Raw genomic sequence first — 22,877 nt, 5'->3', positions numbered from 1 at the left:
ATGCGCTGTCAGTCGTCCCGGCGTTCGGTCGCGTAGCGGCGGCAGTGCTCCAGATAGCCGGCCGCATGGCTACTCACCAGCTCCACGATGCTTGTCCAAAGCCAGCCCGGCGCGTCGAGCGTCTTCGAGCGGTTGCGGCGCAATTCGGTGAGCCACGCCTTGCGCTCGCCGCTATCCATCTGCCGCGCGTGCGCCTTGCCCACTACCAGCGCAAGAAAGCGTGCTGCTTTCATGGCCTCGTCGCGGGTCAGTTGTTCGATCGTCAGTTTCATGTCCTGCGGCAACAGCTCACGGATCACGACCGCGCGGTCTGCAAGACGCGCCGCGCGCATCCGCTCGCCCAGCGACGGCGACAGATGCCGCGCGCCCTCCACCACCCGCTCGGCGTTGTCGCGCGGCATCCGCACGCGCGGATAACGTGGCGCGGCCGCCTGCGCGGCCTCCTTGATATCGATCAGACACAGATCGTCGCCGTCCAATGCAGCGCCGTCGATATCGAGCAGCACCGCATAGCGCAATCGGCCCAGCGAACTGCATCCCTTGACCCAGTACGCGGCGTCGAGCACTTCCACATCGGCTTCGTCGCCGGCGCCGCGCAGCACGGTCGCCAATCGCGCCAGCGTGCCCTTCTCGAACAACGCGTCGATCTCGCGCCGCTCGCTCTTGGCCAATGGCCAGAAGCGAGGCCCAAGCGGAATGGTCGGCTCGATATCCTCGATCCGTTCTTCCGCCAGATGACGCCACGAACGGCGCACCGCTTCCTTCATCACCACGCGCACCGCCTCGGGCTTTTCGGCGTGAATGTCGGCGTCACCCGCGGCTTCGTCGAAGGCGCGCTCGTAGCCGTCCGCGAGTGCTTCCATCATGCGCACCGTCGTCACGCCCGGCAGGTCGGAACCGCGAGCGGCGGTGGCTAGCGACAGGCCAAGGCGAATCAGGTCGTGCGCCGGATTGCCGATCACGGTCTGGTCGAGATCGCGTATCTGGATTTCGACGCGGCCTTGCGCGTCGGCCACCGGCCCGAGGTTGCCGGTGTGGCAATCGCCGCAGATCCAGATCGCCGGGCCTTCGGGCAACGTGTGGCTCTCCATACCCTCGAGCCATTCGTAGAATTTGCTGGTGTTGCCGCGCACATACGCGTGCGCGGATCGCGCCATTCTGGCGTTGCGGCGCGTGATCAAAAGTGCCTGGCGGGCGTCGGCTTTCGGCAGTCTGGCGCGTGTGGGGTTTTTCTTCGACATGGTAGGGTCCGCGTTTATTGATGTTCGAATTCGGCGTGCTGTCCAGTTGCACCTTGCGCTCATTGGCGCGCGCGAACAAGTAGCGGGAGCACGAATCGGGCCTAAGGTCTGGCAGTCGGCCGGCTGCGCCAAGGTCGCGAACTGGTGACCTACAATGATTTGAGCCGCGAAGCCGCGCGATGGCGCGGACGGCGCAATTCACACGACTTCGCTCATGGACATCCAATGCGGCACCGCTGGCTGGACCGACAAGACGTTGATTGCCTGCAAGCGCTTCTATCCGCGCGGCAGCAGCAGCGCTGAAGCGCGCCTGCGCTTTTACGCGTCGCAATTCCCGCTGGTCGAAGTCGATTCGGCTTACTACGCCATGCCGTCGGCAAGCAATGCGCAACTGTGGACCGAGCGCACGCCCGAAGGCTTCACGTTCAATTTCAAGGCGTTCCGCCTGTTCACCGGGCATCAGACCTCGCCCGACGCGCTGCCCAAAGACATCGCGATGGCGCTGCCGGAAGGGATCACCGGTCCGCGCAAAAAGAACGTGTATTACCGCGACATGCCCGCCGATATCCTCGACGAATTGTGGCGCCGCTATCTGGAAGCGCTCGAACCCTTGCGCGTGACTGGCCGCCTCGGTGCGGTGCTATTCCAGTTCGCGCCGTGGATCACGCGCGCGCCGGACGGCCTCGCGCTCGTCGATGAATGCCGGGCTCGGATGGCGGGTTATCTGATGGCGGCGGAGTTTCGCAATCAGTCGTGGTTCGATGAACAGCACGCGCCGTGGTCGCTCGATTTTCTGCGTGAACGCAGCCTCGTACACGTGATCGTCGACGCACGCCTGACGTGACGAACCGCGTGCATACCGTGTGGGAAGCGACGAATCCCCAGCTTGCGATGGTGCGTTTGCACGGCCGGAATACCCAGACGTGGAGCGCGACAGGTGCGGCCAGTGCCGCGGATCGTTTTGATTACGATTATGACGATGATGAGTTGCGTGAGCTGGCGACGCCGATTCGCGCGATCGCGACGAAGGCCGGAAGAACGCATGTTATTTTTAATAACTGCTTTGAGGATCAGGGGCAGCGGAATGCGCAGACGTTGATAGGGATTCTGGAGGGCAGCGCTGTTGCTCCAGAATTATAAATTTCGTGCGGCTATCAGCTACCCGTCGCTACAAAGCGCAATCCCCGTCCGTTTTGAGTATGCCGGTTTAGCGGGCCATTGACTTAAACCAACGGCTACTTTCGGAAGTCAGCAAAAATAACCCGGCAACCGTTTCGGCGACAATGATTAGCAAGCCCACAACGTTATTTTTCTCGGAGGATAACCCGTCCGAAAACAAATGATAGAGGGCTACCATGATCAGGAATCCCGTCAAAAGGAGTGCAACATTTCTTGCCCAAAGCTTTCCAGCCGAAAGCCGCATGATAGTGAATGCATAGAAAATTGTAATCGCGGAGAGCAGCCCGAACACCGTGAGCGCCGCTTCCACTTCCCGAGGTGTGCTGAAAGGCGGAACGCCCACTCCAACAACGATACGAACTGAAAATACCAAAAACACGACCCAATAAACTGCGGCTGCGGCTCGAACCAGGCTTGGCGCATTGTTGCCCGGGAAAAAGATGAATCTGGTTTCCACTCTCAAAGGAATCTCCGCAAATTAAAAAATTAGCGCTACTCGGTTGATCGATCATAGTGCTGTCTCAAAGCTTTTTCCAGCAAGAAACAGGTGGTCGCGAAGCGCGAGTTTTTTCTATGCTCCGTGAGTGAAAGCTTTATAGAGCGAGAATGGTCGCCCTGGATGGCGCGTTATAGGTCACGTCGTAGTTCAACTTCAAGCCAGACGCCGGAACACCGAATTCCACGAATGAAAATAACTCCCCGCCACGCTGCCGATCCCAACAAGATCAGCCATAAAACTGCCCCCGAGCTCAAGACTTGCCGGACGTTGCCGTTAACAGGCGTCGAACACGAGATTTCAAATCGGCAGCATAACGACGAGGGTTGCGAATATGGGAATTCGGTATATCGGTACTGTGCTGGTGACGGCAGCGAGCATTGCGGGATGCGCAAGCACCTACGCGCCGCCGACATCGGGCGACACGGCCCACATTACATTCAGTAAATATAAGGACTCAACGACCAGCATTCAAACTTATGACAATGCCGAGACGTGTTCCTCAAGACATAGCATTGCGTTGATGAGGTCGGATTCCAAAAAAACCACCGTTGCCGTCAAGGCCAGCGAGCCGCTATCCATCACAATGAGTGTCGACCGCGCAATCATCCCTTTGCCAATCGGGTTTGTGGTTCGCGGATGCAATGCGACCGTGACGTTCGCCCCAAAAAATGGCGCGTCGTATGCGGCGGAACTGGTCACCGGCCACGACGTGTGCCTGATCAAGCTCAAGCAGATCAATGCCGACGAGACGACCGCCGACGTCCCCGAGAGCAGCCTCAAAATAAGAAACTGGAAACGAGGCTTTGACGAGAGTTCCTCCTTTTGCGACTGACATAGTGGGAAACCCGTTCGAGTGTTTGGATGAGGACATTGGGTCGTCACGTCGGTGACCGCGTCGATTGATCGCTTTGGAGAAAGTCGACGGCCGGTTACCGGACGAGATCTCTTCCTGCACGACCCAGAAGGGATTCAAACTCGAACAGGTCGGGAAGAAGCCGTGCCACTTCAGAATAATGTGACCGGATGGAACCGGAACAATGGGTTCATTCGTCCACACCTGGCCGCTCACGCCTATCATCAGGCATGCTTCGTATATGCACGTCGCGTTGTGGGATAGGCACCTCGATACCAGCCTGCTTCAACGCGACATGGACACGAGTGAGAAGCTCGCTGCGAATGGCGGTGGAGCGATCGAGATCGTGGATCCACGCGTGCATGACAAAATCTAAAGCGCTCGCGCCGGCCCCCATGAAGAACACCGACAATTTCGGTTCGCTGGCGACGCCCGGGGTTTGCAACGCGCAGTTGGACAATAACGTCATGACGCATTGTGGGTCGCTACCATAGGCGACGCCTACCGATATTTCCAGGCGGCGATGCCGATCCCGAAGCGTCCAGTTAGTCAGTCGCTCGGAAAGCAACGAGCCATTCGGGACAATCACGTCAGCGCCATCGAAGGTTTTGATCCGCGTGGCACGCATCCCGATGTCGCTGACCCTGCCGCTGGTCGATCCGATCTCGACAACATCGCCGGCCTGAATCGGCCGCTCGAACATCAGGATCAGACCCGAGACAAAGTTGTGTACGACGTTCTGCAAACCGAATCCCACGCCAACGCCGAGGGCGCCAAAGACCAGCGCCAACTGGCTCCCCTTGAAGCCGGCGGCCGACAGCGCGATGACTATGCCGAGCAACAATATGGCATAGGAGACGAGCGACGCTACGCTGTTTCCGATGCCGCGCGACGGCGTCGAATAACCGCTCATGAGGTCCCGCAAAAGCAGGCGCGTGACGTGCGATATCCAGAACGCGATGGCGACCGTCGCGATAAAGGCCAGAATGTGCCCCATGGTGATGGAGAACTCGCCAATCGTGAATTCGTAGCCAAGCGCCAGACTCAGGAAAGCGTACACCGGCCGCAGCACCCGGAACGAATCCACCGTGAAGATGACCCAACCGATCACCGCGCCAATGAGAATGAGGCGTTTAAGAAGCTGAACCAGGTGCGGTACATGCCGGCGCGCCAAGCTGAGGTTGTTGATGCTCGTACCAGTCAGCAACAGATGGAGAAAAGTCAGAGCAACCGTTGCGCTCACGTAGAGCGTCAGCGCCAGGTAAGCGCTACTTATCACGGCGGTGGTCAGCATGTCCGCTAACGACACGTTGCCCGTCACGTTGATGAGCACCGCCGCGCAGAACACGCCCAGCGCGAACCAGGCAATCGCACGCAGCACTTTTCCTGGCGTGCCGGTCCGTTTCGGATGGTCGCGCCGGTAGACGCGCCAGAGCAGCCACGCCGTTCCCAGCGCACCCAATAGCGTCAACCCCAGCGAAAACAATCGAAACCCTAACCCGTTGACGGCAAACACCAGGCCGACGCCCGACAGTGCATAAAGTACGGATGCGAGGTAGGGCCAACGCTCGAGCAAAGACTTGCTGTCGTGCGGCAACAGACGCAGAACCGGGATCAGCGTGATGATCATCGAGGCTTGAGTCGTCAATATCGGTGCATTGGGCTCAAGGCCCAATGAACCTACCATCCACAGGAGCAGCCACGTTGACCATGGGCGCGACAGGACGCGGGAGGCACTGGGATCCAGCATGCCGGACGCGCGTGCCGGTCGGGTGTAGCGTTTGATCCATAGCAGCAATGGCAACAGCCCCCACGCTAGCACTTCCAAAGCAATCTGATTTCCAAAGTTCGCGTCGCTGTAGGCCTGGGCGAAGTCGGTTTCGATCTTCAGGCCTTCCGGTATGCTGCGGGCGTCCCCCGCTGCGCTCACAAGCCACGCATCCGCGCGCCACAGCGGACTCACATCCCAGATCATCAAACGGCGGTCGATCAAGGCGATGGCCTGGGTAATCGATGCCTGCGCAACCTGAATACGGGCTTCTATCGCGTTGGCGCGGGTGCCAAGCGCGATCTGGCGCGCCAGTGGCACGGAGATCTCCTGCTCGGCGCGATCGAGAAGTGCGATGACTGCTTCAACGCGCAACTTAAGAACGCCGGGCAGGTTAGCGTCGTGGTCGGCTGTCGCTTGCCAGACGGCACGCCGACGAGCCAGCTCGGCAGCGTCGGCGACATAAGGTGTTGTCGCCAGTCGCAAGCTGTCGTGCCAGCGTTCATAGAGGCGTGCGTCGAAATGCCAGTGCCGCTCCAGGCTTTCCAGCCGCATCACTGAGAGCTGCATCAACTGCGTCGGGGTAAGGTCCCGCAAGCGGTCGTCGACCGAATGCGCAATCTTGTCCAGGCCTGGCTGGAGCCTCAACGTCACGTCCGCTGCCTGAGCCTGTTCAATCGTCGTTGTGGCGAATAGCTCGTCAGCATCGGCCTGAGCCAAAATGAACGCGGGATCGATCAACGGGGACGCTATCTGTGCCGAGGCGTTCGTTGGTGATGCAACTATGTCGTGTGGGGTGGGAAGTGCCTGACCCGCAACGGAGGTGGCGGCAATCAAACCCGCTGCGAGTGCACAACGACGAATGACGTTGCAAACTGCGTGTTGACTCATTCACACACCCGATATGCTAGTAGGGATCAGTATGCCGGCTCCCGTGACGGCGTGACGGCGTGACGTTAACGACCTGCGCACCGCCCCTCCCAACGCTCCTGTCGTTGACCCATGCAACGCTCCATAGTACCTCCAGGGTGTCAAAAATCCGCCATGGACAAGGCACAATTCTGCGTGAACCTCGACAGGAACCGGTTGCGCGGCGCAATCACGGGCGGTAACCGCTAGAATTGCGCCTTTAGCCCGGAATACCGCCAATGTCTTTTGCCTCGCTTGGCCTGATCGATCCCTTGCTGCGTAATCTGCAGGACCTCAATTACCGGACACCTACGCCGGTGCAGGCCAAGGCGATTCCCGCTGTGCTCAGTGGCAAGGACGTCATGGCCGCGGCACAGACCGGCACCGGCAAAACGGCGGGTTTTGCGCTGCCGCTGTTGCAACGCCTGGTGCAACACGGCCCGGCGGTGTCCAGCAACCGCGCGCGGGTTCTGGTGCTGGTGCCCACGCGTGAACTGGCCGAACAATTGCTGCAAAGCTTTATCGATTACGGCAAAGGCCTCGACTTACGATTTCTGGCGGCCTACGACGGCGTGAGCATCAACCCGCAGATGATGAAGTTGCGCAAAGGCGTGGATGTCCTCGTTGCCACGCCGGGCCGTTTGCTGGATCTCCATCGCCAGAACGCCGTGCAGTTCGATCAGGTGCAAACGCTGGTGCTGGATGAAGCCGACCGCATGCTGGATCTGGGCTTTGAGCGCGAACTCAACGCGGTCTTTGCCGCGTTGCCCGCTCAGCGCCAGACCCTGCTGTTCTCCGCCACGTTTACCGACGACATCCGCGCCATGGCGGCGAGCATTCTGCGCGGCCCGGTCGATATCAGCGTCAGCCCGCCCAATGCCACGGCCAGCAGGATCAAGCAGTGGGTGGTGCTGGTGGATAAAAAGAACAAGCCCGACCTTTTCATGCACCTGGTGGCGGAGAACAACTGGACGCACGCGCTGGTGTTCGTCAAAACCCGCAATGGCGTGGATTACCTGGCGGCCATGCTGGATGAAGCGGGCTATGCGGTCGACACCATCCACGGCGACAAACCGCAACCCGCGCGCCTGCGTGCGCTGGAGCGCTTCAAGACGGGCGAAGTATCGATGCTGGTCGCCACCGACGTGGCCGCGCGCGGACTGGATATCGACGATCTGCCGCTGGTGATCAACGTCGATCTGCCGATCGTGGCGCAAGACTATGTGCACCGTATCGGCCGTACCGGCCGCGCGGGCGCGAGCGGCGTGGCGGTGTCCCTCGTGTGTGCCGATGAAGCGCCGCAACTGGCCGCGATCGAAGCGCTGATCCGGCAAACGCTGCGCCGTGAAGAAGAGCCGGGTTTCGAAGCCGAACACCGCGTGCCGCAAACCAGCGCGACGGGCGAGATCATCAAGAAACCCAAAAAGCCCAAGAAGCCGAAAGTGCCGCAAGCGGCGCCGCGCGCCATGCCGGCGCCCAGCAAAAAACCGCGCCCGCAAGGTGGCGAAAACAAACGCAAGCCTGCGGCGCCACGCAGCAAACCCGTTGCGGGTTCACATAAACCGGCTAGCAAACCCGCTAGCGGCCGAGGCAAACGCCAGCCCTGAACCATCAGCCGTCACCCGAATCGCAGCGCTCCACGAAGAAGATCGGTAAGCTCTCTCCATCTACACCCATCAATGTGCCGTCTATGACTTCCCGACCCACTGATCAAATCGCGCAGCAGCTTGCCTTTCTCGTGGAGTTGGACAAACTGAAGTCGATACTGCGGCAATCTCCACTGATCGATCAGAGCCGCAAGGAAAACTCGGCGGAGCATTCCTGGCACCTGAGCCTGTTCGCGCTCGTCCTCTCGGCGCACGCAAAGGAAGCGGTCGACACCCTCCACGTCGTCAAACTGCTGCTCGTGCACGACGTTGTCGAGATCGACGCCGGCGACCATCCGATGCATTCATCCAGCGGTCAGGCCGCACAGATTGCCGAGGCGGAGCAACACGCCGCCGAGCGAATTTTTGGGCTACTGCCCGAACCCCAGGGGCGCGAACTGCTCGAACTCTGGCTCGAGTTCGAGGCCGCGCAAACCCCCGAGGCGATCTTTGCGAAAGCGCTGGATCGATTGCAGCCCCTGTTGATCAATACCCTATCGAACGGTGGGACATGGACTGAGAACGGGGTCACGCAGCAGCAGGTCATGGAAAGGTACGGCCCCGTGATCGCGCGCGGCTCACCGGCCCTGTGGGAAGCGGCAAGCGAGCGCGTCGGCGAATATTTTGCCGCGAGTGGGAGCAGCTAACTGAACGGTGGCACTAGGAGACTTCAATGGCTGGTCAAGACAGGTTGCATCCGCTACGTCCGCTACTGAAGAACTGGATCTGGGAGCATGGCCGGATCGGCACCCGCTATCTGGACTTCGCCGACGGCGAGATCAAGTTCGACGAAGGCAAGAAATCGCACTTCGCGTCTGAAGAATATATTTACGTGCCGCTCGACAGGCAGGCCGCCGACGATCCCGCCGCACACGGACCCGCGATCCAGGAAGCAGGACTGGCGCGATTCCTGAAAGCCGCGCAATTGGGCAAGCCGGAAGAAGCCGGCTCCGCGGCCGAGGTCTCACGCGCGGTGGAAGACTGCCTCGAACTCGGCCTGTTCTCCGCCTACCAGAGCGGCGCTCGCGAGGCGCTGGCGCGTTACGCGCAGGAAGCCATGTTCGACGACGAAATCCGCGCGGCGGTGGTCGACGATATACGGCGGCTCTACAGCGATGCACGGGAACAGCTGGCGCTCTACGACTTCAGCGTGCTTTACGGGCTGCCCACGCCGCTGCTGATCAGTGACGCGCCTTTCATCGACTGGCGCGTGCGCACCAGTCCCGCCCTGCCGTTCGTGTCGTTGCCTCTGGGCCCTTACTGCCTGCTGGTAGGTGCCGCGTCGGGCAGAAAAAGCCGCGCCGCGCCGGTGGTCTGGAAAGCGGCCGCCGCAATGGGTCCGCTGAAAGATCACAACCGCCAGATCACCGAGCACGCGCGCTTGTGGCTCGTGGCCACGACCGACGATCAACTCACTGCGTGCAAAGCCGCTTTGCCTCGACTCGCGACATAACGCCGCCGCTCGTGTTCAAATGCACTTTTACTCACGGAGGCAGGCATGGTCGCAGAAGGTCAAGACAACGTTAAGGGCCACGACGGCGCGGTCAGGCAGTACCCCGTGCGAGACTTTTTCCGCCGACCCGATCAGCACTCGTTCACCATCGCTCCTGACGGACGGCACCTGTCCTTTCTCGCACGGCGCTCCGGCCGCCAGAACATCTTCGTGCAGGAAATCGATGCTCACGGCGCGCTCGTCGGCGAACCGCGTCCCTTGACCAATGAAACCGAGCGCGACGTGCCCGGCCATTCATGGAAAGGCAACGACCAGATTCTGTTCGTCAAGGACTTCGGCGGCGACGAGAACTTTCATGTGCTGTCGGTGCCGATCGACGGCGGCGAACCACGTGACCTGACGCCGTTCGACGGCGTGCGCGCCGGCATTGTCGACGATCTGCGCGAAGACGACCGCCATGTGTTGATCCAGATGAATCGTCGCGATCCGCAGGTCTTCGACGTGTTTCGCGCTGATGTCCGAACCGGCGAGTTGACGCAGATCGCCGAGAACCCCGGCAACATCATGGGCTGGATGACCGATCACGATGGACGCTTGCGCGTCGCGATCGCGTCGGACGGCGTCAACCAGACCCTGCACTATCGGGACGTCGAGACCGAGCCTTTCCGGCCCATTGTCACGACCGACTTCCGCGAGACCGTCTCTCCGGTGTTTTTCACGTTCGACAATAAAGCGCTCTACGTCATGTCGAATCGTGGCCGCGACAAGGTCGCCGTTTTCGAGTTCGATCCGCAAACGGGCCAGGAAGGCGCGTTGCTGTTCGAAACCGGGCATGTCGATGTGACCAGTTTCACGTATTCGGAACATCGCCGCGTGCTGATCGCGGCGTCCTACGTGGACGACCGGACTCATCGTCATTTCTTCGACGACTGGGCGCGCGACGTGATCGCCGATCTCGAGCATCAGTTGCCGGGCCAGGAAGTCCACATCACCAGTTTGACGCGCGACGAGTCGCGCGTGATCGTGCACGCCGCGAGCGACCGCTCGGCCGGCTCGACCTGGCTCTATGACGTCGAACGCCAGCATCTCGTCAAGCTGGCGGACTTGAAACCCTGGCTCGACCCGGCCGATATGGTGCCGATGTCGCCAATTCATTTCACCTCACGCGACGGCTTGCAGATCAACGGCTACCTGACCTTGCCGGCGGGATACGAGCTCGGGCAACCTGTCGCCAAGCCGTTGCCGCTGATCGTCAATCCGCACGGCGGACCGTGGGCAAGAGACACGTGGGGCTTCAACGTCGAAGCGCAACTGCTGGCGAATCGTGGCTATGCGGTCGTGCAGCTCAATTTCCGCGGCTCGGTCGGCTATGGCCGCGCTTTCTGGGAAGCGAGCTTCGGGCAATGGGGCCTCACGATGCAGAACGATATCGACGACGGCGTCGACTGGCTCGTGTCGCAAGGCATTGTCGATCCGGCGCGCGTGGGTATTTACGGGGCGAGTTACGGTGGTTACGCGACGCTGGCGGGCGTGGCGTTCACGCCGGATCGCTACGCGGCGGCAGTCGACTACGTCGGCGTATCGAACCTCTTCACGTTGCTCGACTCGCTGCCGCCATACTGGAAGCCGATGATCGAAATGATGTACGAGATGATCGGCGATCCGCGCACCGAAGAAGGCAAGAAGGCCTTGCACGATGCGTCGCCGCTGTTCTTCGCGGACCGGATCGTGACGCCGCTGCTGGTCGCGCAAGGCGCGAACGATCCGCGCGTCAAACAGGCCGAGAGCGATCAGATCGTCGACGCTTTGCGAGCGCGCGGTGTAGACGTCAGGTACATGCTCAAGGAAAACGAAGGGCACGGCTTCCACAACGAAGAGAACCAGTACGAGTTCTATGAGGTTATGGAGGCGTTTCTGGCCGAGCATCTCGGTGGCGTGCCGAAGCATTGAGGCGGTGGATGCCGGTCGCGATCCGAGGCCGCGCAGAGCGTTGATCGGCGACCAGCTGATGACACGGCAAGACTCTGTCTACCGGCGCATTTGAACAAGCGCCTGCCGCCCGTCATGCTTTCATCGCGGAGACGGATTTGAAATCAGAAAAAATTGTCGCGGACTTGAGCGCAGCGAGTGCGCCCATGGCGCTGTTCGTCACGGGCAACGGTATACCGGCGCCGTTTGGTGCGGCGGCCGGCATGGCCGACGCATCGATCAACCGGCCGTTGACCGTCGACACGCCGCTGCGGATCGCCAGCAATACGAAGACGTTCGTCGCGGCGGCCATGCTGAGGTTGTGGGAGCAAGGCGAGATCGACCTTGATGCATCGATTGCTTCTGTTGCAACGCCGGGCCTGATCTCGCTGCTGCAAGCTGGCGGCTATCGCACTGAGCGGATCATGGTGCGTCATCTCATGGCACATAGCGCCGGACTCTACGATCACGGCGACGATCCGCGTTTCATGCAGACCGTGCTTGCCGAGCCGCACCACCAATGGACGCGCGAAGAGCAGGTCCGTTTATCGACTCGATACGCCGGGCCTCAAAGCGAACCCGGCACCCGGTTTCAGTACTCCGACACGGGCTATATCCTGCTGGGCGATATCGTTGAGCGGACAACGGGCCAAACGCTTGCAGCAGCAGTTCGAAAAGCGTTGCGCTTTGAACAACGGGGACTGCGTTCGACATGGTGGGAAGTACTCGAACAGCTGCCGTCCGGGATTGAGCCTCGCGCACGGCAATTCTTCGACGACATAGACGTTACCGACGTCGATGCCAGCATGGACCTCTATGGTGGCGGAGGACTGGTCACGTCCGCGCGCGATCTTGCCGCGTTGACACAAGATCTGTTTGAAGGCCGCGTATTCGACAAGCCGCAAACGCTGGTCGAGATGCTTCGGCAAGGCGAACATGAAGGCGCCGATACCTATCGGCTAGGCATCGCCGTCAATGAGATCGCGGGCACCGTATGTTATTCACATGCCGGCTTCTGGGGAACGGTGGTCTATTACGCGCCTCAGCTTGCCATTGCCGTATCGGGATTCACCACCGTTCGCAGCGCTCGGCCGGAACTCGTATCGATCGTCGAGCGTGTAATCGGTGACGCGGTAGAGAGCCATTGCTGACGCACGGTCAGCCTTCACCCTCAAGTTCAAACGATCCCTCCATAGCGGTGACGCATTTCCCACCGACGCGGATCAGTGGACTTCCACCGTGCGAGTCGATGCTGGCAAAGAGCGTGCTGGGTCGCCCCATGTCCACGCCTTGAGCGACGCATAGCGACAGCGCCGACACGCCCCGCGTATCAGCAATGAGCGCCGTAGCGGCGGCTGTCGCGCTACCCGTGGCCGGGTCTTCCGTCATGCGCGACGTGAACATGCGCGCCGCCAGATCACAGCCCTGTTCTGCGTCGGCGCGATCGATCTCGCGCGTATAGGCGTAGATGGACAGGGCGCCATCGAGGGGAAGCAAACTCTTATACGCGACGAGATCGGGAACGCATCGCCTCAACGCATCGCGGGAAGCCAGTTCCACGACCAGAAACGGGAGACCCACCGACGCGACCTGAGGCGTGTGAGCGTCAATCCGAATGTCCTGCGCGCTGAGTGAGAGGCACGCCGCCACCCGTTCCGCCGAGACTTGCGAAAGCCTCGCCAACGGTTCGGGCGCAATCAGTTCAGCACCGACCACCGTCTCCCCGTCTTTCAACTGAGTGACCGGAACCAGGCCGGCCAGCTCCTCGAAGACGAGCCGGTCCGGCAGTCGATTTCCGTTCGACACAGCTTGCATGGCAAGCACAAACGCCGTGCCGATGTTGGGATGTCCCGCAAAAGGAATCTCGCGAGTCGGCGTGAATATTCTCACCCACGCGGTATTCGCAGCATCGCGCGGCGGCAACACAAAGGTTGTTTCGCTATACCCGAACTCGCTCGCGATGGCCTGCATCTGGCGAGTCGACAAGCCGGCAGCATCGAGCACGATGGCGACGGGATTGCCTTTGAACTTCTCGTCGGTGAATACATCGGCGGTGACATAGCGGCGATTCATGGCATCCTCGGTTCATGGGTCGGTTTTTTCGATCTTCCCATTATCGCCATGCGTCATCGCCAGGACAGACACAGTTGTACCGCGTTTCGCTAGGCCAGGGCGTCGACGCGGCGACCGCCCTCCACCTCTGGCCACCGCGCTCAGCTTGCGAGATATTGATGAACTGCCTGAATAGCGGCTGCGCCCTCGCCCACCGCCGCCGCCACCCGCTTGACGGAGCCGCTACGCACGTCGCCGGCCGCAAAGACGCCGGGTGTGCTGGTCTCGAGATCATGCGGCGGCCGCTCCGCTTTCCATTCGCCGCCGGTCGCCGCGCCCGTCAAGACGAACCCCGCCTTGTCCAGCGCGACGCAACTGCCGAGCCACTTGGTACTGGGCTGCGCGCCCAGAAAAAGAAACACGTGCCGCACGGCCTGGTGTTCGATTTTGCCCTGCCGATCCCACTTGATCGCTTCGAGTTGCGACTCGCCGCACAACTCGACGATCGTGGTCTTCGCATGAATCGTGATGTTGGACGCGACGTTGATGCGTCGGATCAGGTAATCCGACATGCTCGCACTGAGTCCTTCGCCGCGAATCACGACATGCACATGCCTGGCAAACTTCGCGAGAAAGACGGCGGCCTGTCCGGCCGAATTCCCGCCGCCCACCACGATCACCTCGTGGTTGTTGCAGAGCGCCGCCTCCATGAAGGTGGCGCTGTAGTAAATGCCGCGCCCTTCGAATTCCTCCAGCCGGTTGATCTCCGGCTTCCGGTAACGTGCGCCGGTCGCGATGACGACAGCCCGCGCGTGAACCGTCTCGTCATAGTTGAGCCCGATGTGAAAGGCCCGGCCGTCGTCGCAGTCGATCGTCAACGCCTCGATCGGCACGCCGACTTCAGCCCCGAACTTGCGGCATTGCGACAGGCCGCGGCCGGCCAGCGCCTGCCCCGATATGCCGGTCGGAAAACCGAAATAGTTTTCGATCTTCGAACTGGTGCCGGCCTGGCCGCCTGGTGCCTTGACATCCAGCACCGCGACCTTCAATCCCTCCGACGCGGCATAAACCGCGGCCGCGAGTCCGGCCGGCCCGGCGCCCACCACGACGAGATCGAAGGACTCGCCATTCAACCGGTCCGGACTCAGACCGATCGCATCGGCGACGGCCCGGTTGCTGGGCTGCCTCAGCACCGTGCCTTGCGACGTGACCACAACGGGAATGTCGGCGACCGTGACGTCATAACGCGCCAGCAGGTCTTTCGTCTCGACATGCTCGACGATATCGAAGTACGCCGACGGCTGACCGTTGCGGCTCAGAAAGTGACGCACATGATGCGTAGCGGCCGAGGCGGTGCTGCCGATCACCATCACGCCGGCATGCATGCCCTGAATGAAAGCGACCCGGCGCAGGATATACGCACGCATGATGGTTTCGCTCAACTCCGCTTCGGCCACCACCAGCGTGCGCAGCGATTCCTCGTCGATCACGAGGACCTCGCAATCGGAAATGGCGCGCGCATTGGCTGCGGCCGCGCGACCGGCGAGCGTGCCGACCTCGCCCGTGAAATTGCCGGGGCCATGCGTGCCCAGGACCTGAGTGCCCCGAACGGAAGTTCGGCTTGCCTCGATCGTGCCGGACAGGATGACGAACATGGCCGTGTGCCGCTCGCCTTCGGCGTAGAGAATGTCGTTCGCTTTCAGCTTGCGTCGCTCACCATATCGCTCCAGGATCGCCAGTTGTCTGTCGTCGAGCGTGGGATACACCTGATGGTGTCGGCTGCCGCCTAACGACAAATCCCCCGAAGGGGCTGAAGAATCTTTGCTCATGGTGGGCTCCGTCAAGTCGAATCACGACAGGACGCGATCCCTGTCGTGGAAATGCTGCATCCAGTGCGGATAGGTTACCTCGGGTTGCGACACGCGATCGGGTCGGCCTTTTCCGAATTGATCGGCGGGAAGTTCAGCCGCGCGCAACGTCTCCTCGATCGGCACCAGCGCGTCGCGGTCGTGCAACTGGAACAGGTCGATGTGATCGCGGCCGAGCCGTTCGAGTCCAGTGCCTGTGCCAAACGTCATGGCGCCTAGCGAAAGGCGCGAGATGCGAAGGCCCGAGCGGCCCAAGGTTCTGTATTCCATCTCTACCTCATTGATCAGAAACGCATGTGATCCAAACGCACGCGGGGGCTGGCATGCCAGCCCCCCTCAGTCGAAGCGCGCCGCCTTAGCCGGCTTGCGACACCAGTTCCCGCAATACCGTCTCCAGCGTCACACGGCCCTTGATGACGCTGGCCTCATCGCCTTCGAAGTCGATCCAGCCTTCGTTAAAACCATCGAGCATCCGGATGCGCGGCATCGGCTCTTTCATGCCCTGCCCTCTAAACAACGACTCCCACGTGTCGCGTGCAACGATCTCGGCGCGAACCGGGCGTTCGAGAATCGCGGCGAACGCCGCTGCAAGATCGTTCGGACTCACGCGATGCGGTCCTTCCAGTTCCACCACGCGCTTGCCGCTCCAGCTCTCCTGCAGCAGTTGCGCGGCGACGCGGCCCACATCCGCCGTCGCGACCATGGGGACCGGTTTGTCGAGCGGTTGCAGAAAACTGTGCAGCACGCCTTCGTCACGCGCCGGGGCGACGTCCCATGCCGCGTTTTCCAGGAACCAGCCGGGACGTAGAAACGTCACCGGCATCGGCAGTTCGTTGAGTGCCTCTTCCATTAGCGTGCGCTGGGTCAGCAGATTCTCTTGGACGGCTTGTGCGCCGATCGTCGAAAGACAGACCACCTTGCCGGGACGCGCCGCGACGAGTGCCGTCTTCACGGCGTCGATGAAAACGCGTGCCTCGGGAAAGCCCGGTGACGGATCGAATTCGGACGGCGGCAGGATAAACACGCCGCTGGCCCTTTCGAATGCCGCAGTGAGCGACGCGGCGTCGTCCATATGGGCGCCCGCCAGTTCGCAGCCGCGCTCGGCCCATGCCTGCGCGCGCGCCGGATCGCGCACGACGGCGCGCACGGGGAGATTGGCCGAGAGCAGCGTGTGTGCCAGCGCGCCGCCGACTTTGCCGGTAATGCCAGTGATTGCGTACATGATCTGGTTTCCTTGTCTGATTGAATGCCGGCGCAGGGGTAGTCCGCTCAGAAGGCCCGTCCCACTGAGGCGACCCGCGCTGCGACGTGTTGCTGAACTGCATTGTCGGTAAACGCGAAGAGAAACTAAATGACATGAATTACACTTGTGAGGTGACACACAGTTACTAATCCACCGTAGATCGCGTCAATGACCGGAATGGAGCGCCGATGAGATCGTCCAGTGAAAACCTCTCCAGCGGGATCGGCGTGTTCGCCGCGGTGGTCGACGCGGGCACGTTCGCCGCCGCGGCCGATTTGATGGGTATGTCGCCGCCTGGCGTGAGCCGGGCGATCGCGCGACTCGAAAAGCGGCTGAAAATACGGCTCTTCGATCGAACGACCCGCTCCGTTTCGCTGACCGAAGAAGGCCGGCGTTTCTACGAACAGGTCATGCCGCACTTGAGAGGGATCGAGGAAGCGGCCGCCTCCGCCACCGGCGGCGCCACGACCGTGCGGGGGAAACTGCGCATCAATCTCGATCCCGTCTCGTCGCGAGTCATTCTGGGCACGCGGCTCGATGCCTTCATGGACGCGCACCCCGAACTCGAACTCGAGTTCATGGCGCGCGATCAGCTTGGCGATCTGATCGTGGATGGTTTCGATCTGGCCTTGCGATTCGGCGAACCGCGTTCATCCACGCTGGTGGCACGGAAGCTTCTGGACACGCCGGTTGTGACGGTCGCGGCGCCCTCGTACCTGGCGCGTCGTGGGCGCCCTACCGAGCCGCAGGAACTGGAAAGCGGCGCGCACCGATGCCTGGAGTTCCGCAATCCGGAAACCGGGAAGCCGTTTCCGTGGGAGTTTCATCGCAAGCGTAAGAAGCTGATTGTCAAGACGAATGGCCGGCTGACGGTCAATGATCCGAGCGCGCTCATCAACGCCTGCCTGGCCGGCTCCGGCATTGCGCAGATGCTGCTGCTGGGATCCGAGCATCTGATTCAGGAGGGACGGCTGGTCCAGCTTTTCGCGGACTGGCCGGACGAGCGTTTCCCGCTTTACGCGTATCACCCGTCGCGGCACCACACGCCGGCTAAGACGCGGGTGTTTCTTGATTTCATTATTGGGTTGACTGGTGCGGGGTAGAAGCTATCGCCCCTTCTAGCGGATCTTGATGACGACCTTTCCCTTGGTCCGTCCGGTTTGGACGTAAGCCAGATCCCGCGTGGTTCACCAGCAGGTCGATTCGGCCGTGCAAGCGCAGCACCTCGTTGACCGCGGCTTCGACCGATTCTTCGTCGGTCACGTCGAGTGGCAGCATCTGGACGGGGCGCTCGCCGCCTTGCGTACCATGGCGGCTGGTGCCGTAGACCGTGTAGCCGGCTCGGGCCAGCCGTTTTGCCGTGGCTTCGCCGATTCCTGACGACGCGCCCGTCACGAGCGCTATGCTGGTTTTCATGATGTCGGCCACGCCCGTGCCGTCATAGCCACTACGCCGGATCGCGCGCGCGGCGACCTCCACGATGCGCTCGTGCGTGAGTTCCTTCCGGCTAGCGGGTTTTGGCTGAAGGGATGGCTTTTTCATGATGACCGTCATATAGCATTTTGGCCCGATGGCCCGATGGCTCGATGGTCATGGAAATCGCTGTGATCTTTGCGACGTTGCGAAACGCGCCCTCAAACTACGCCCTCGATCAGCGACGCCACCAACCTGCGGCTCCGAAACGTCGGTGACCGCAGGCACTCACGTCAGACGAGCCTCAGACCAGCGCCGGATAATCGATGTAGCCCGCTTCAGCGCCACCGAAGAACGTGCTGCTGTCGGCCACGTTGAGCGGTAGTTGATCACGCAACCTGATCGGCAGATCGGGATTCGCGATGAACGGCCGGCCAAACGCAATGATGTCGGCGCGGCCGGACGCGAGCGCTGCTTCCGCGGTCGCGGCGTCGTAGCCACCCGCGAGCATCAGCACGCCGCGAAACTCGCTGCGCAGTTGCTTGATGATCGCGTCCCAGCGCGGATCCACGTCGTGGTCCTTGACCGTGCCGACCATCGCCGGTTCCACGAGATGCAGATACGCCAGGTTCAATGCGTCGAGACGGCGCACGATGTAACCGAACGTGGCTTCCGGCGTCTCGTCGCCCATGCCCATGAAGCGGCCCATCGGCGTGAGGCGCACCGCTACGTTTTGCGCGCCGACTTCATCGCACACCGCTGCGACGACGTCGAGCAGCAGGCGCGCGCGGTTCTCGATACTGCCGCCGTATTCATCGTCGCGATGGTTGCTCGCGCTATTGATGAATTGATCGAGCAGATAGCCGTTGCCCGCGTGAATTTCCACGCCGTCCATGCCCGCCGACATCGCATTGCGCGCGGCACGGCGATAGTCGTCCACGATCTCGCGGATGCCCGCGACGCTCAGTTCCTGCGACACGGGAATGTCGCCCCAGACGCCGTTGCCTTCAGCGTCGACGATGAAGGTTTTGCCGGGCACGGGCATCGCGCTCGGCGCGACCGGCAATCCGCCGTCAGGCTGAAACACCGGATGCGAAACGCGGCCGACGTGCCACAGTTGCAGAAACATCCGGCCGCCTTCGGCATGCACAGCGCCGCTGACCGCGCGCCATGCGTCGACCTGTTCCGGCGTGTAAATGCCAGGCGTCCATGCATAGCCCTGCCCTTGCTGCGAGATCTGCGTGGCTTCGGTGATGATCAGCGCGGCGCCGGCACGTTGCCGGTAATACTCCACGTTCATCGACGTCGGCACATTGCCGGGCTGGCCGGCCCGCGAGCGGGTCAGCGGCGCCATGGCCACGCGATGATCGAGCGAGAAGCGGCCGAGCTTGAGGGGGCTGAAAAGGTGGGCGGTCATTGTGTTGTTCCATCGGGAAGGTGGGTTGTCGATGGACTCAACGATAGGGGGGCGCCGCCTTTTAGAGAATCCGTTCGCTGCGCAAGGCAGCGTTGCGTGCCGTGCAACGCCACGTCGAGTTCCCGCGCCGAATTCAAAACCTCACGGTCGCCATAAACGCAAATCGCCCGTCGAAACGGGCGATCGTCATTTGATTCATCTGATGATGGTTTTATGCCGCCTGCGCGCGAACCAGTCGCAAGCCCCAACCCGTTCTGATTTTGCCGTCACCGTGCCGCAGAGCGGACACCGCCTGCAGTAATTTACTACGCAAGCGCTCTCGCGCATTCGCGGAGAGCCGGTCGATGTCATACGTTTCCGTCAGCGATTGCCATAGCTCTTCCGGCGTGGGCTCCCAGCCAACGTCGACGTCTTCGATCAGAATCTCTTTGAAATGCGGCTCGAGCAGTTCGGTCCAACCGGCTTCGGTTCGGGTTCGACTGTCCCCAAACGGCAAATGCGGCAGATCTTCCCTGGCGATTGGCCGGAACACGTCCATGAAGACCTCGTTCGCCTCGCCGAGCAGGAACGTGCGCCCGACGACGGCGGCGAAATGTCCTTCGGAACGGAGAACGCGCCGAATTTCACCGAGCACCTGGTCGATGTGGTCCATGAGCATCATGGCCATGTGGGACAACACGCAATCCACGGAGCCCGTTTCTATCGATAGTTGCTGCGCGCGCTCTTTCAGCAACACGACGTGCGCCGGCAGACAGGCCCGCGCGGCGTCCAGTTCGCCCTGGCTCATGTCCACGCCCATCAGTCGAAGCGAAGACCGCCGACGCTCAGCCAGCAGCTTCAGTAATTGACCGTCGCCGCAGGCAAGGTCGAGCACCGTTTGCGCCTCGTCCGAATCGGGTACCAACGAGGCCAGCACGTAATATGACGACGGATACTCGCGCTGACGATAGCGGGCGCGAAGGTGGTTGAACGCAGCGCCCGTCGCGCCCGTGACGCGCTGGTGAAAATCCTGAAGGTAAAGCTCGGTCGGTGAAACCACACCCATGCATCACTCCCAATATGAAACCGCTACGCGCCCCTCATCGCCAGCGCGCCATCGTCTCAAACACACCATCGCGCCGGACCAGCGCATGCAACAGCGCCGCCGCCAGATGAAGCACGATCAGCGCGAAGAAGCATAGCGCGAGCACTCGGTGCGCATTCCACAGCAGCGTGTGCAGCCCATTGCTATGCGGCAGGATAGACGGCAACTGAACACCGAACACCACAACCGGATAATCCGCGGCCGACAACATGCCCCAGCCCAGTAGCGGCAACGCAATCATCAGCACGTAAAACGCGAGATGCGACAGATGAGCGGCCAGCTTCATCGGCTCCGGCATCGAGGTCGGCAACGGCGGTGCGCCGCGCGTCAATCGCACCACCAGGCGAATGAGCGCCAGCACGAGAATCACCATGCCCAGCGGTTTGTGGATCGACACCAGCGACAGATAATCCGGGCGCACGGTGGACACCATCCCGACACCGATGAACAGCATCGCCAGAATGCAAACCGCCATTAGCCAGTGAAGCGCGCGCTGCAGCGGTGTGAAGCGATCGTGGATCGGGTTCATGGCGTGGCTCCTCCCGCCGGATGGTGCGGATAGTCCTTGTCTTCAGCGGTCCGCCGGTCGAACGAGACGGCATAGGCGGCCGAGCGCGCGGCGGGAAACGGATCGTCCGAGACGTGCATGCCGGGCGGCAGCACGGTCGGATCGAAGTTGATATCCCGACACGGCCCGTCGGCTTCCGGTTCGATGGCATTGACCACCAGCGTACCCGCCTCCACTTTGCGTCGGTCGTCGGGCCAGGCTTTGGTGGGGTCCGCGGTCGGGTCGCCGGGATTGGCGAGCGTGAAGACCAACGTCCAGTGTTGCGGCGCACTGTGGACCCGCTGCGTGATGTCCGCGGCGAGGAAGTCGGCGTCGCGCGCCTTCAACTGATCGTGCGGGACGGCCTCGGGCTGCGCGGCGGGGACGAAGGACCAGCGCACCGCCTGGTCCTGTCCGGCTGCATTCGTGAAGATGAAGCTATTCAGGCTGTTGTACCGTTCCTCCGCGTACGAAGCCGTCCAGGGCGCGCTCCCCGCCCACGCGACGAACGCGCCGAACTCCGGATGCGCGCCGATGAAATTCTTCATGGCGTCCGGGTCCTGCTTGTTGGCCGAAGCCTGCAGCAGACCGTAGAACGCCTGCGGTGTGGAGACCGCAAAGAACGGCGCATCGATCATCGCCGTGCGCCATTCGCGCCCGTCCGGCGCGACGATGCGCAAGCTGAGGCCGCGCACCCGAACGGCGGCGTCAGGCGCTTTGGGGTCCGGCGTGGCGAGGTTGAAACGTCCGGTGACCGGGTACGAGCCGGGCGCCAGCATCGGCGCCGTCGACAGGGCCGCGGCCGCGCCGTTCGATTCGAAGCTGCCGGTAAAACAGATGCCCTTCGCATGATTTCGGCGGAAGCCGAGCGTCGGGCCGCCGGGTGGCGCCAGGCTGTTGACGATCTTCGTCGGCGTCAGGCGGCCCGGCGAGAGCCAGCCGGCCGTAAAGGCGAAGGCCGCGACCAACGCGGCCACCACGACTGCAATCAGTACCAGCGAACGAACGGGGGACGCGCTGGAAGTCGGTCTGTCGGCCATCGATCTCTCCCGATCTGGATTCGGCTGGGTGAAAGTCCGGCAAGCTGGCGACCATAGTGCCATCGATCCGCGGACCGCGCTCATTCACTGCCGCTCACCGCCTTTCGACGCCATGTCGATGCGGCCGTGCCCCGCCTGCCGCGTTACCAGGCTCCCTGTCCGATTCTGCGATTGCTGGCGGCGCACGGCTATAATCGCGCTCGACCATCGCCAGGGAAGTCTCGCTCGTGAAAAAGATCGCTACCGTTGCGCTCGTTGCGCTCGCTCTCACGGCTTGCTCGTCTGCTGAAAAGCAGGCTCAGCAAGCCCAGCAATTCGTCCACGACGAGGCAAGCCTGACCGCTGCCCAACGCAATGCCACGGTCAATTGCACCCCGGCAAACTGCGACGCCGCGTGGGCGCTGACGAAGCGTTATATCGAGCAACATTCCGACACGTCCGTGACGCGCGCCGACGCCGTCGCGATCGAGACCGACGTGCCGTCCCGTTCAGGCAAGGCCGCGCTCTCGGCGACCCGCGACGCGAAGGGCGCGGGCGCGACGCTCACCCTGTTCGCGCAGTGCCGCAACATGTACGGACCGGACAACGAGCAAGGTTCGGACTATGACGAGTGCGCCGAGAAAATCATCAACGCCCAGAATGGCTATGCGGCGTTTCTCCGGACGCATGCGTCGGGTCAGTAAGCGACTCAAGTGAC

General features: G+C 61.9%; 19 protein-coding genes and 3 pseudogenes. 9 read left to right on the top strand and 13 right to left on the bottom strand.

Annotated elements, in window-relative coordinates:
• Positions 1–8: 8 nt before the first annotated feature.
• Positions 9–1,241, bottom strand: a complete 1,233-nt coding sequence (locus FA94_RS24880; protein ID WP_035556212.1) for a DUF2252 domain-containing protein — start codon at positions 1,239–1,241, stop codon at positions 9–11.
• Positions 1,242–1,455: 214 nt separating this feature from the next.
• Between FA94_RS24880 and FA94_RS24875 the strand changes: the two are divergent.
• Positions 1,456–2,381, top strand: a pseudogene (locus FA94_RS24875) (DUF72 domain-containing protein).
• Between the two features lie 67 nt (positions 2,382–2,448).
• On the opposite strand, the gene FA94_RS24870 reads toward FA94_RS24875, so the two are convergent.
• The gene (locus FA94_RS24870) at positions 2,449–2,877 is read right to left on the bottom strand and encodes a hypothetical protein (RefSeq protein ID WP_156126700.1); all 429 of its coding nucleotides are present in this window, start codon (positions 2,875–2,877) and stop codon (positions 2,449–2,451) included.
• Between the two features lie 373 nt (positions 2,878–3,250).
• On the opposite strand from FA94_RS24870, the gene FA94_RS24865 reads away from it, so the two are divergent.
• Positions 3,251–3,751: a hypothetical protein gene (locus tag FA94_RS24865; RefSeq protein ID WP_035556207.1), complete on the top strand. Its 501-nt coding sequence runs from the start codon at positions 3,251–3,253 to the stop codon at positions 3,749–3,751.
• Positions 3,752–3,962: 211 nt separating this feature from the next.
• On the opposite strand, the gene FA94_RS24860 is transcribed toward FA94_RS24865, so the two are convergent.
• Positions 3,963–6,281 carry a mechanosensitive ion channel family protein gene (locus FA94_RS24860; RefSeq protein ID WP_051980722.1) on the bottom strand — a complete coding sequence of 773 codons (2,319 nt, stop codon included), beginning with the start codon at positions 6,279–6,281 and terminating at the stop codon, positions 3,963–3,965.
• A 407-nt stretch (positions 6,282–6,688) separates the two neighbouring features.
• Between FA94_RS24860 and FA94_RS24855 the strand changes: the two genes are divergently transcribed.
• From FA94_RS24855 to FA94_RS24835, 5 genes are all read left to right on the top strand, one after another.
• Positions 6,689–8,056 (top strand): DEAD/DEAH box helicase, encoded by a 1,368-nt coding sequence (locus FA94_RS24855; protein WP_035556205.1) that lies wholly within the window; start codon positions 6,689–6,691, stop codon positions 8,054–8,056.
• A gap of 83 nt (positions 8,057–8,139) precedes the next feature.
• The gene (locus FA94_RS24850) at positions 8,140–8,742 is read left to right on the top strand and encodes an HD domain-containing protein (protein ID WP_051980721.1); all 603 of its coding nucleotides are present in this window, start codon (positions 8,140–8,142) and stop codon (positions 8,740–8,742) included.
• Between the two features lie 26 nt (positions 8,743–8,768).
• Complete coding sequence (locus tag FA94_RS24845; protein WP_035556202.1) at positions 8,769–9,548, top strand: hypothetical protein; 780 nt, start codon at positions 8,769–8,771, stop codon at positions 9,546–9,548.
• Positions 9,549–9,593: 45 nt separating this feature from the next.
• Positions 9,594–11,498, top strand: coding sequence for a S9 family peptidase (locus FA94_RS24840; protein WP_035556200.1), 1,905 nt, complete (start codon positions 9,594–9,596; stop codon positions 11,496–11,498).
• Positions 11,499–11,683: 185 nt separating this feature from the next.
• Entirely contained in the window at positions 11,684–12,667 is a 984-nt protein-coding gene (locus tag FA94_RS24835; protein ID WP_051980720.1) for a serine hydrolase domain-containing protein, read from the top strand.
• A gap of 7 nt (positions 12,668–12,674) precedes the next feature.
• Here the strand turns inward: FA94_RS24835 and FA94_RS24830 are convergent, their stop codons facing one another.
• The 4 genes from FA94_RS24830 to FA94_RS24815 all read right to left on the bottom strand — a co-directional run bounded on the left by FA94_RS24830 (position 12,675) and on the right by FA94_RS24815 (position 16,658).
• A complete protein-coding gene (locus tag FA94_RS24830; RefSeq protein WP_035556198.1) occupies positions 12,675–13,589 on the bottom strand; it encodes a PhzF family phenazine biosynthesis protein in 915 nt (304 codons plus the stop codon).
• Between the two features lie 140 nt (positions 13,590–13,729).
• Entirely contained in the window at positions 13,730–15,397 is a 1,668-nt protein-coding gene (locus FA94_RS24825; RefSeq protein ID WP_035556196.1) for an FAD-dependent oxidoreductase, read from the bottom strand.
• A 21-nt stretch (positions 15,398–15,418) separates the two neighbouring features.
• On the bottom strand, positions 15,419–15,706 hold the full coding sequence (locus FA94_RS39240; protein ID WP_035556194.1) for an aldo/keto reductase: 288 nt from the start codon (positions 15,704–15,706) through the stop codon (positions 15,419–15,421).
• A gap of 85 nt (positions 15,707–15,791) precedes the next feature.
• Positions 15,792–16,658: an NmrA family NAD(P)-binding protein gene (locus FA94_RS24815; RefSeq protein ID WP_035556192.1), complete on the bottom strand. Its 867-nt coding sequence runs from the start codon at positions 16,656–16,658 to the stop codon at positions 15,792–15,794.
• 209 nt (positions 16,659–16,867) lie between these two features.
• Here FA94_RS24815 and FA94_RS24810 point away from each other — a divergent pair, with 209 nt between their 5' ends.
• Positions 16,868–17,782 carry a LysR family transcriptional regulator gene (locus FA94_RS24810; protein ID WP_035556190.1) on the top strand — a complete coding sequence of 305 codons (915 nt, stop codon included), beginning with the start codon at positions 16,868–16,870 and terminating at the stop codon, positions 17,780–17,782.
• Positions 17,783–17,840: 58 nt separating this feature from the next.
• Here the strand turns inward: FA94_RS24810 and FA94_RS37610 are convergent.
• The 6 genes and pseudogenes from FA94_RS37610 to FA94_RS24785 form a co-directional block, all read right to left on the bottom strand.
• A pseudogene (locus FA94_RS37610) lies at positions 17,841–18,095 on the bottom strand (SDR family NAD(P)-dependent oxidoreductase); the annotation flags it as partial.
• Positions 18,090–18,233: pseudogene (locus FA94_RS39235) on the bottom strand (TetR/AcrR family transcriptional regulator); the annotation flags it as partial. The pseudogenes FA94_RS39235 and FA94_RS37610, both read right to left, overlap by 6 nt.
• 163 nt (positions 18,234–18,396) lie before the next feature.
• Complete coding sequence (locus tag FA94_RS24800; RefSeq protein ID WP_035556188.1) at positions 18,397–19,509, bottom strand: alkene reductase; 1,113 nt, start codon at positions 19,507–19,509, stop codon at positions 18,397–18,399.
• A 211-nt stretch (positions 19,510–19,720) separates the two neighbouring features.
• Positions 19,721–20,554: a methyltransferase domain-containing protein gene (locus FA94_RS24795; RefSeq protein WP_035556186.1), complete on the bottom strand. Its 834-nt coding sequence runs from the start codon at positions 20,552–20,554 to the stop codon at positions 19,721–19,723.
• 34 nt (positions 20,555–20,588) lie between these two features.
• The gene (locus FA94_RS24790; protein ID WP_035556184.1) at positions 20,589–21,122 is read right to left on the bottom strand and encodes a cytochrome b; all 534 of its coding nucleotides are present in this window, start codon (positions 21,120–21,122) and stop codon (positions 20,589–20,591) included.
• Positions 21,119–22,180, bottom strand: a complete 1,062-nt coding sequence (locus tag FA94_RS24785) for a catalase family peroxidase (RefSeq protein WP_035556182.1) — start codon at positions 22,178–22,180, stop codon at positions 21,119–21,121. Before FA94_RS24785 ends, FA94_RS24790 begins: the two co-directional genes overlap by 4 nt.
• A 227-nt stretch (positions 22,181–22,407) precedes the next feature.
• Here FA94_RS24785 and FA94_RS24780 point away from each other — a divergent pair, with 227 nt between their 5' ends.
• Entirely contained in the window at positions 22,408–22,863 is a 456-nt protein-coding gene (locus FA94_RS24780; RefSeq protein ID WP_035556180.1) for a hypothetical protein, read from the top strand.
• The last annotated feature ends 14 nt before the right edge of the window (positions 22,864–22,877 follow it).

The sequence above is a fragment of the Burkholderia sp. 9120 genome, assembly GCF_000745015.1.
GTDB lineage: Bacteria > Pseudomonadota > Gammaproteobacteria > Burkholderiales > Burkholderiaceae > Paraburkholderia.
Note: the sequence above shows the minus strand (reverse complement) of the source record. Positions and strands in the feature narration are given on the sequence as shown.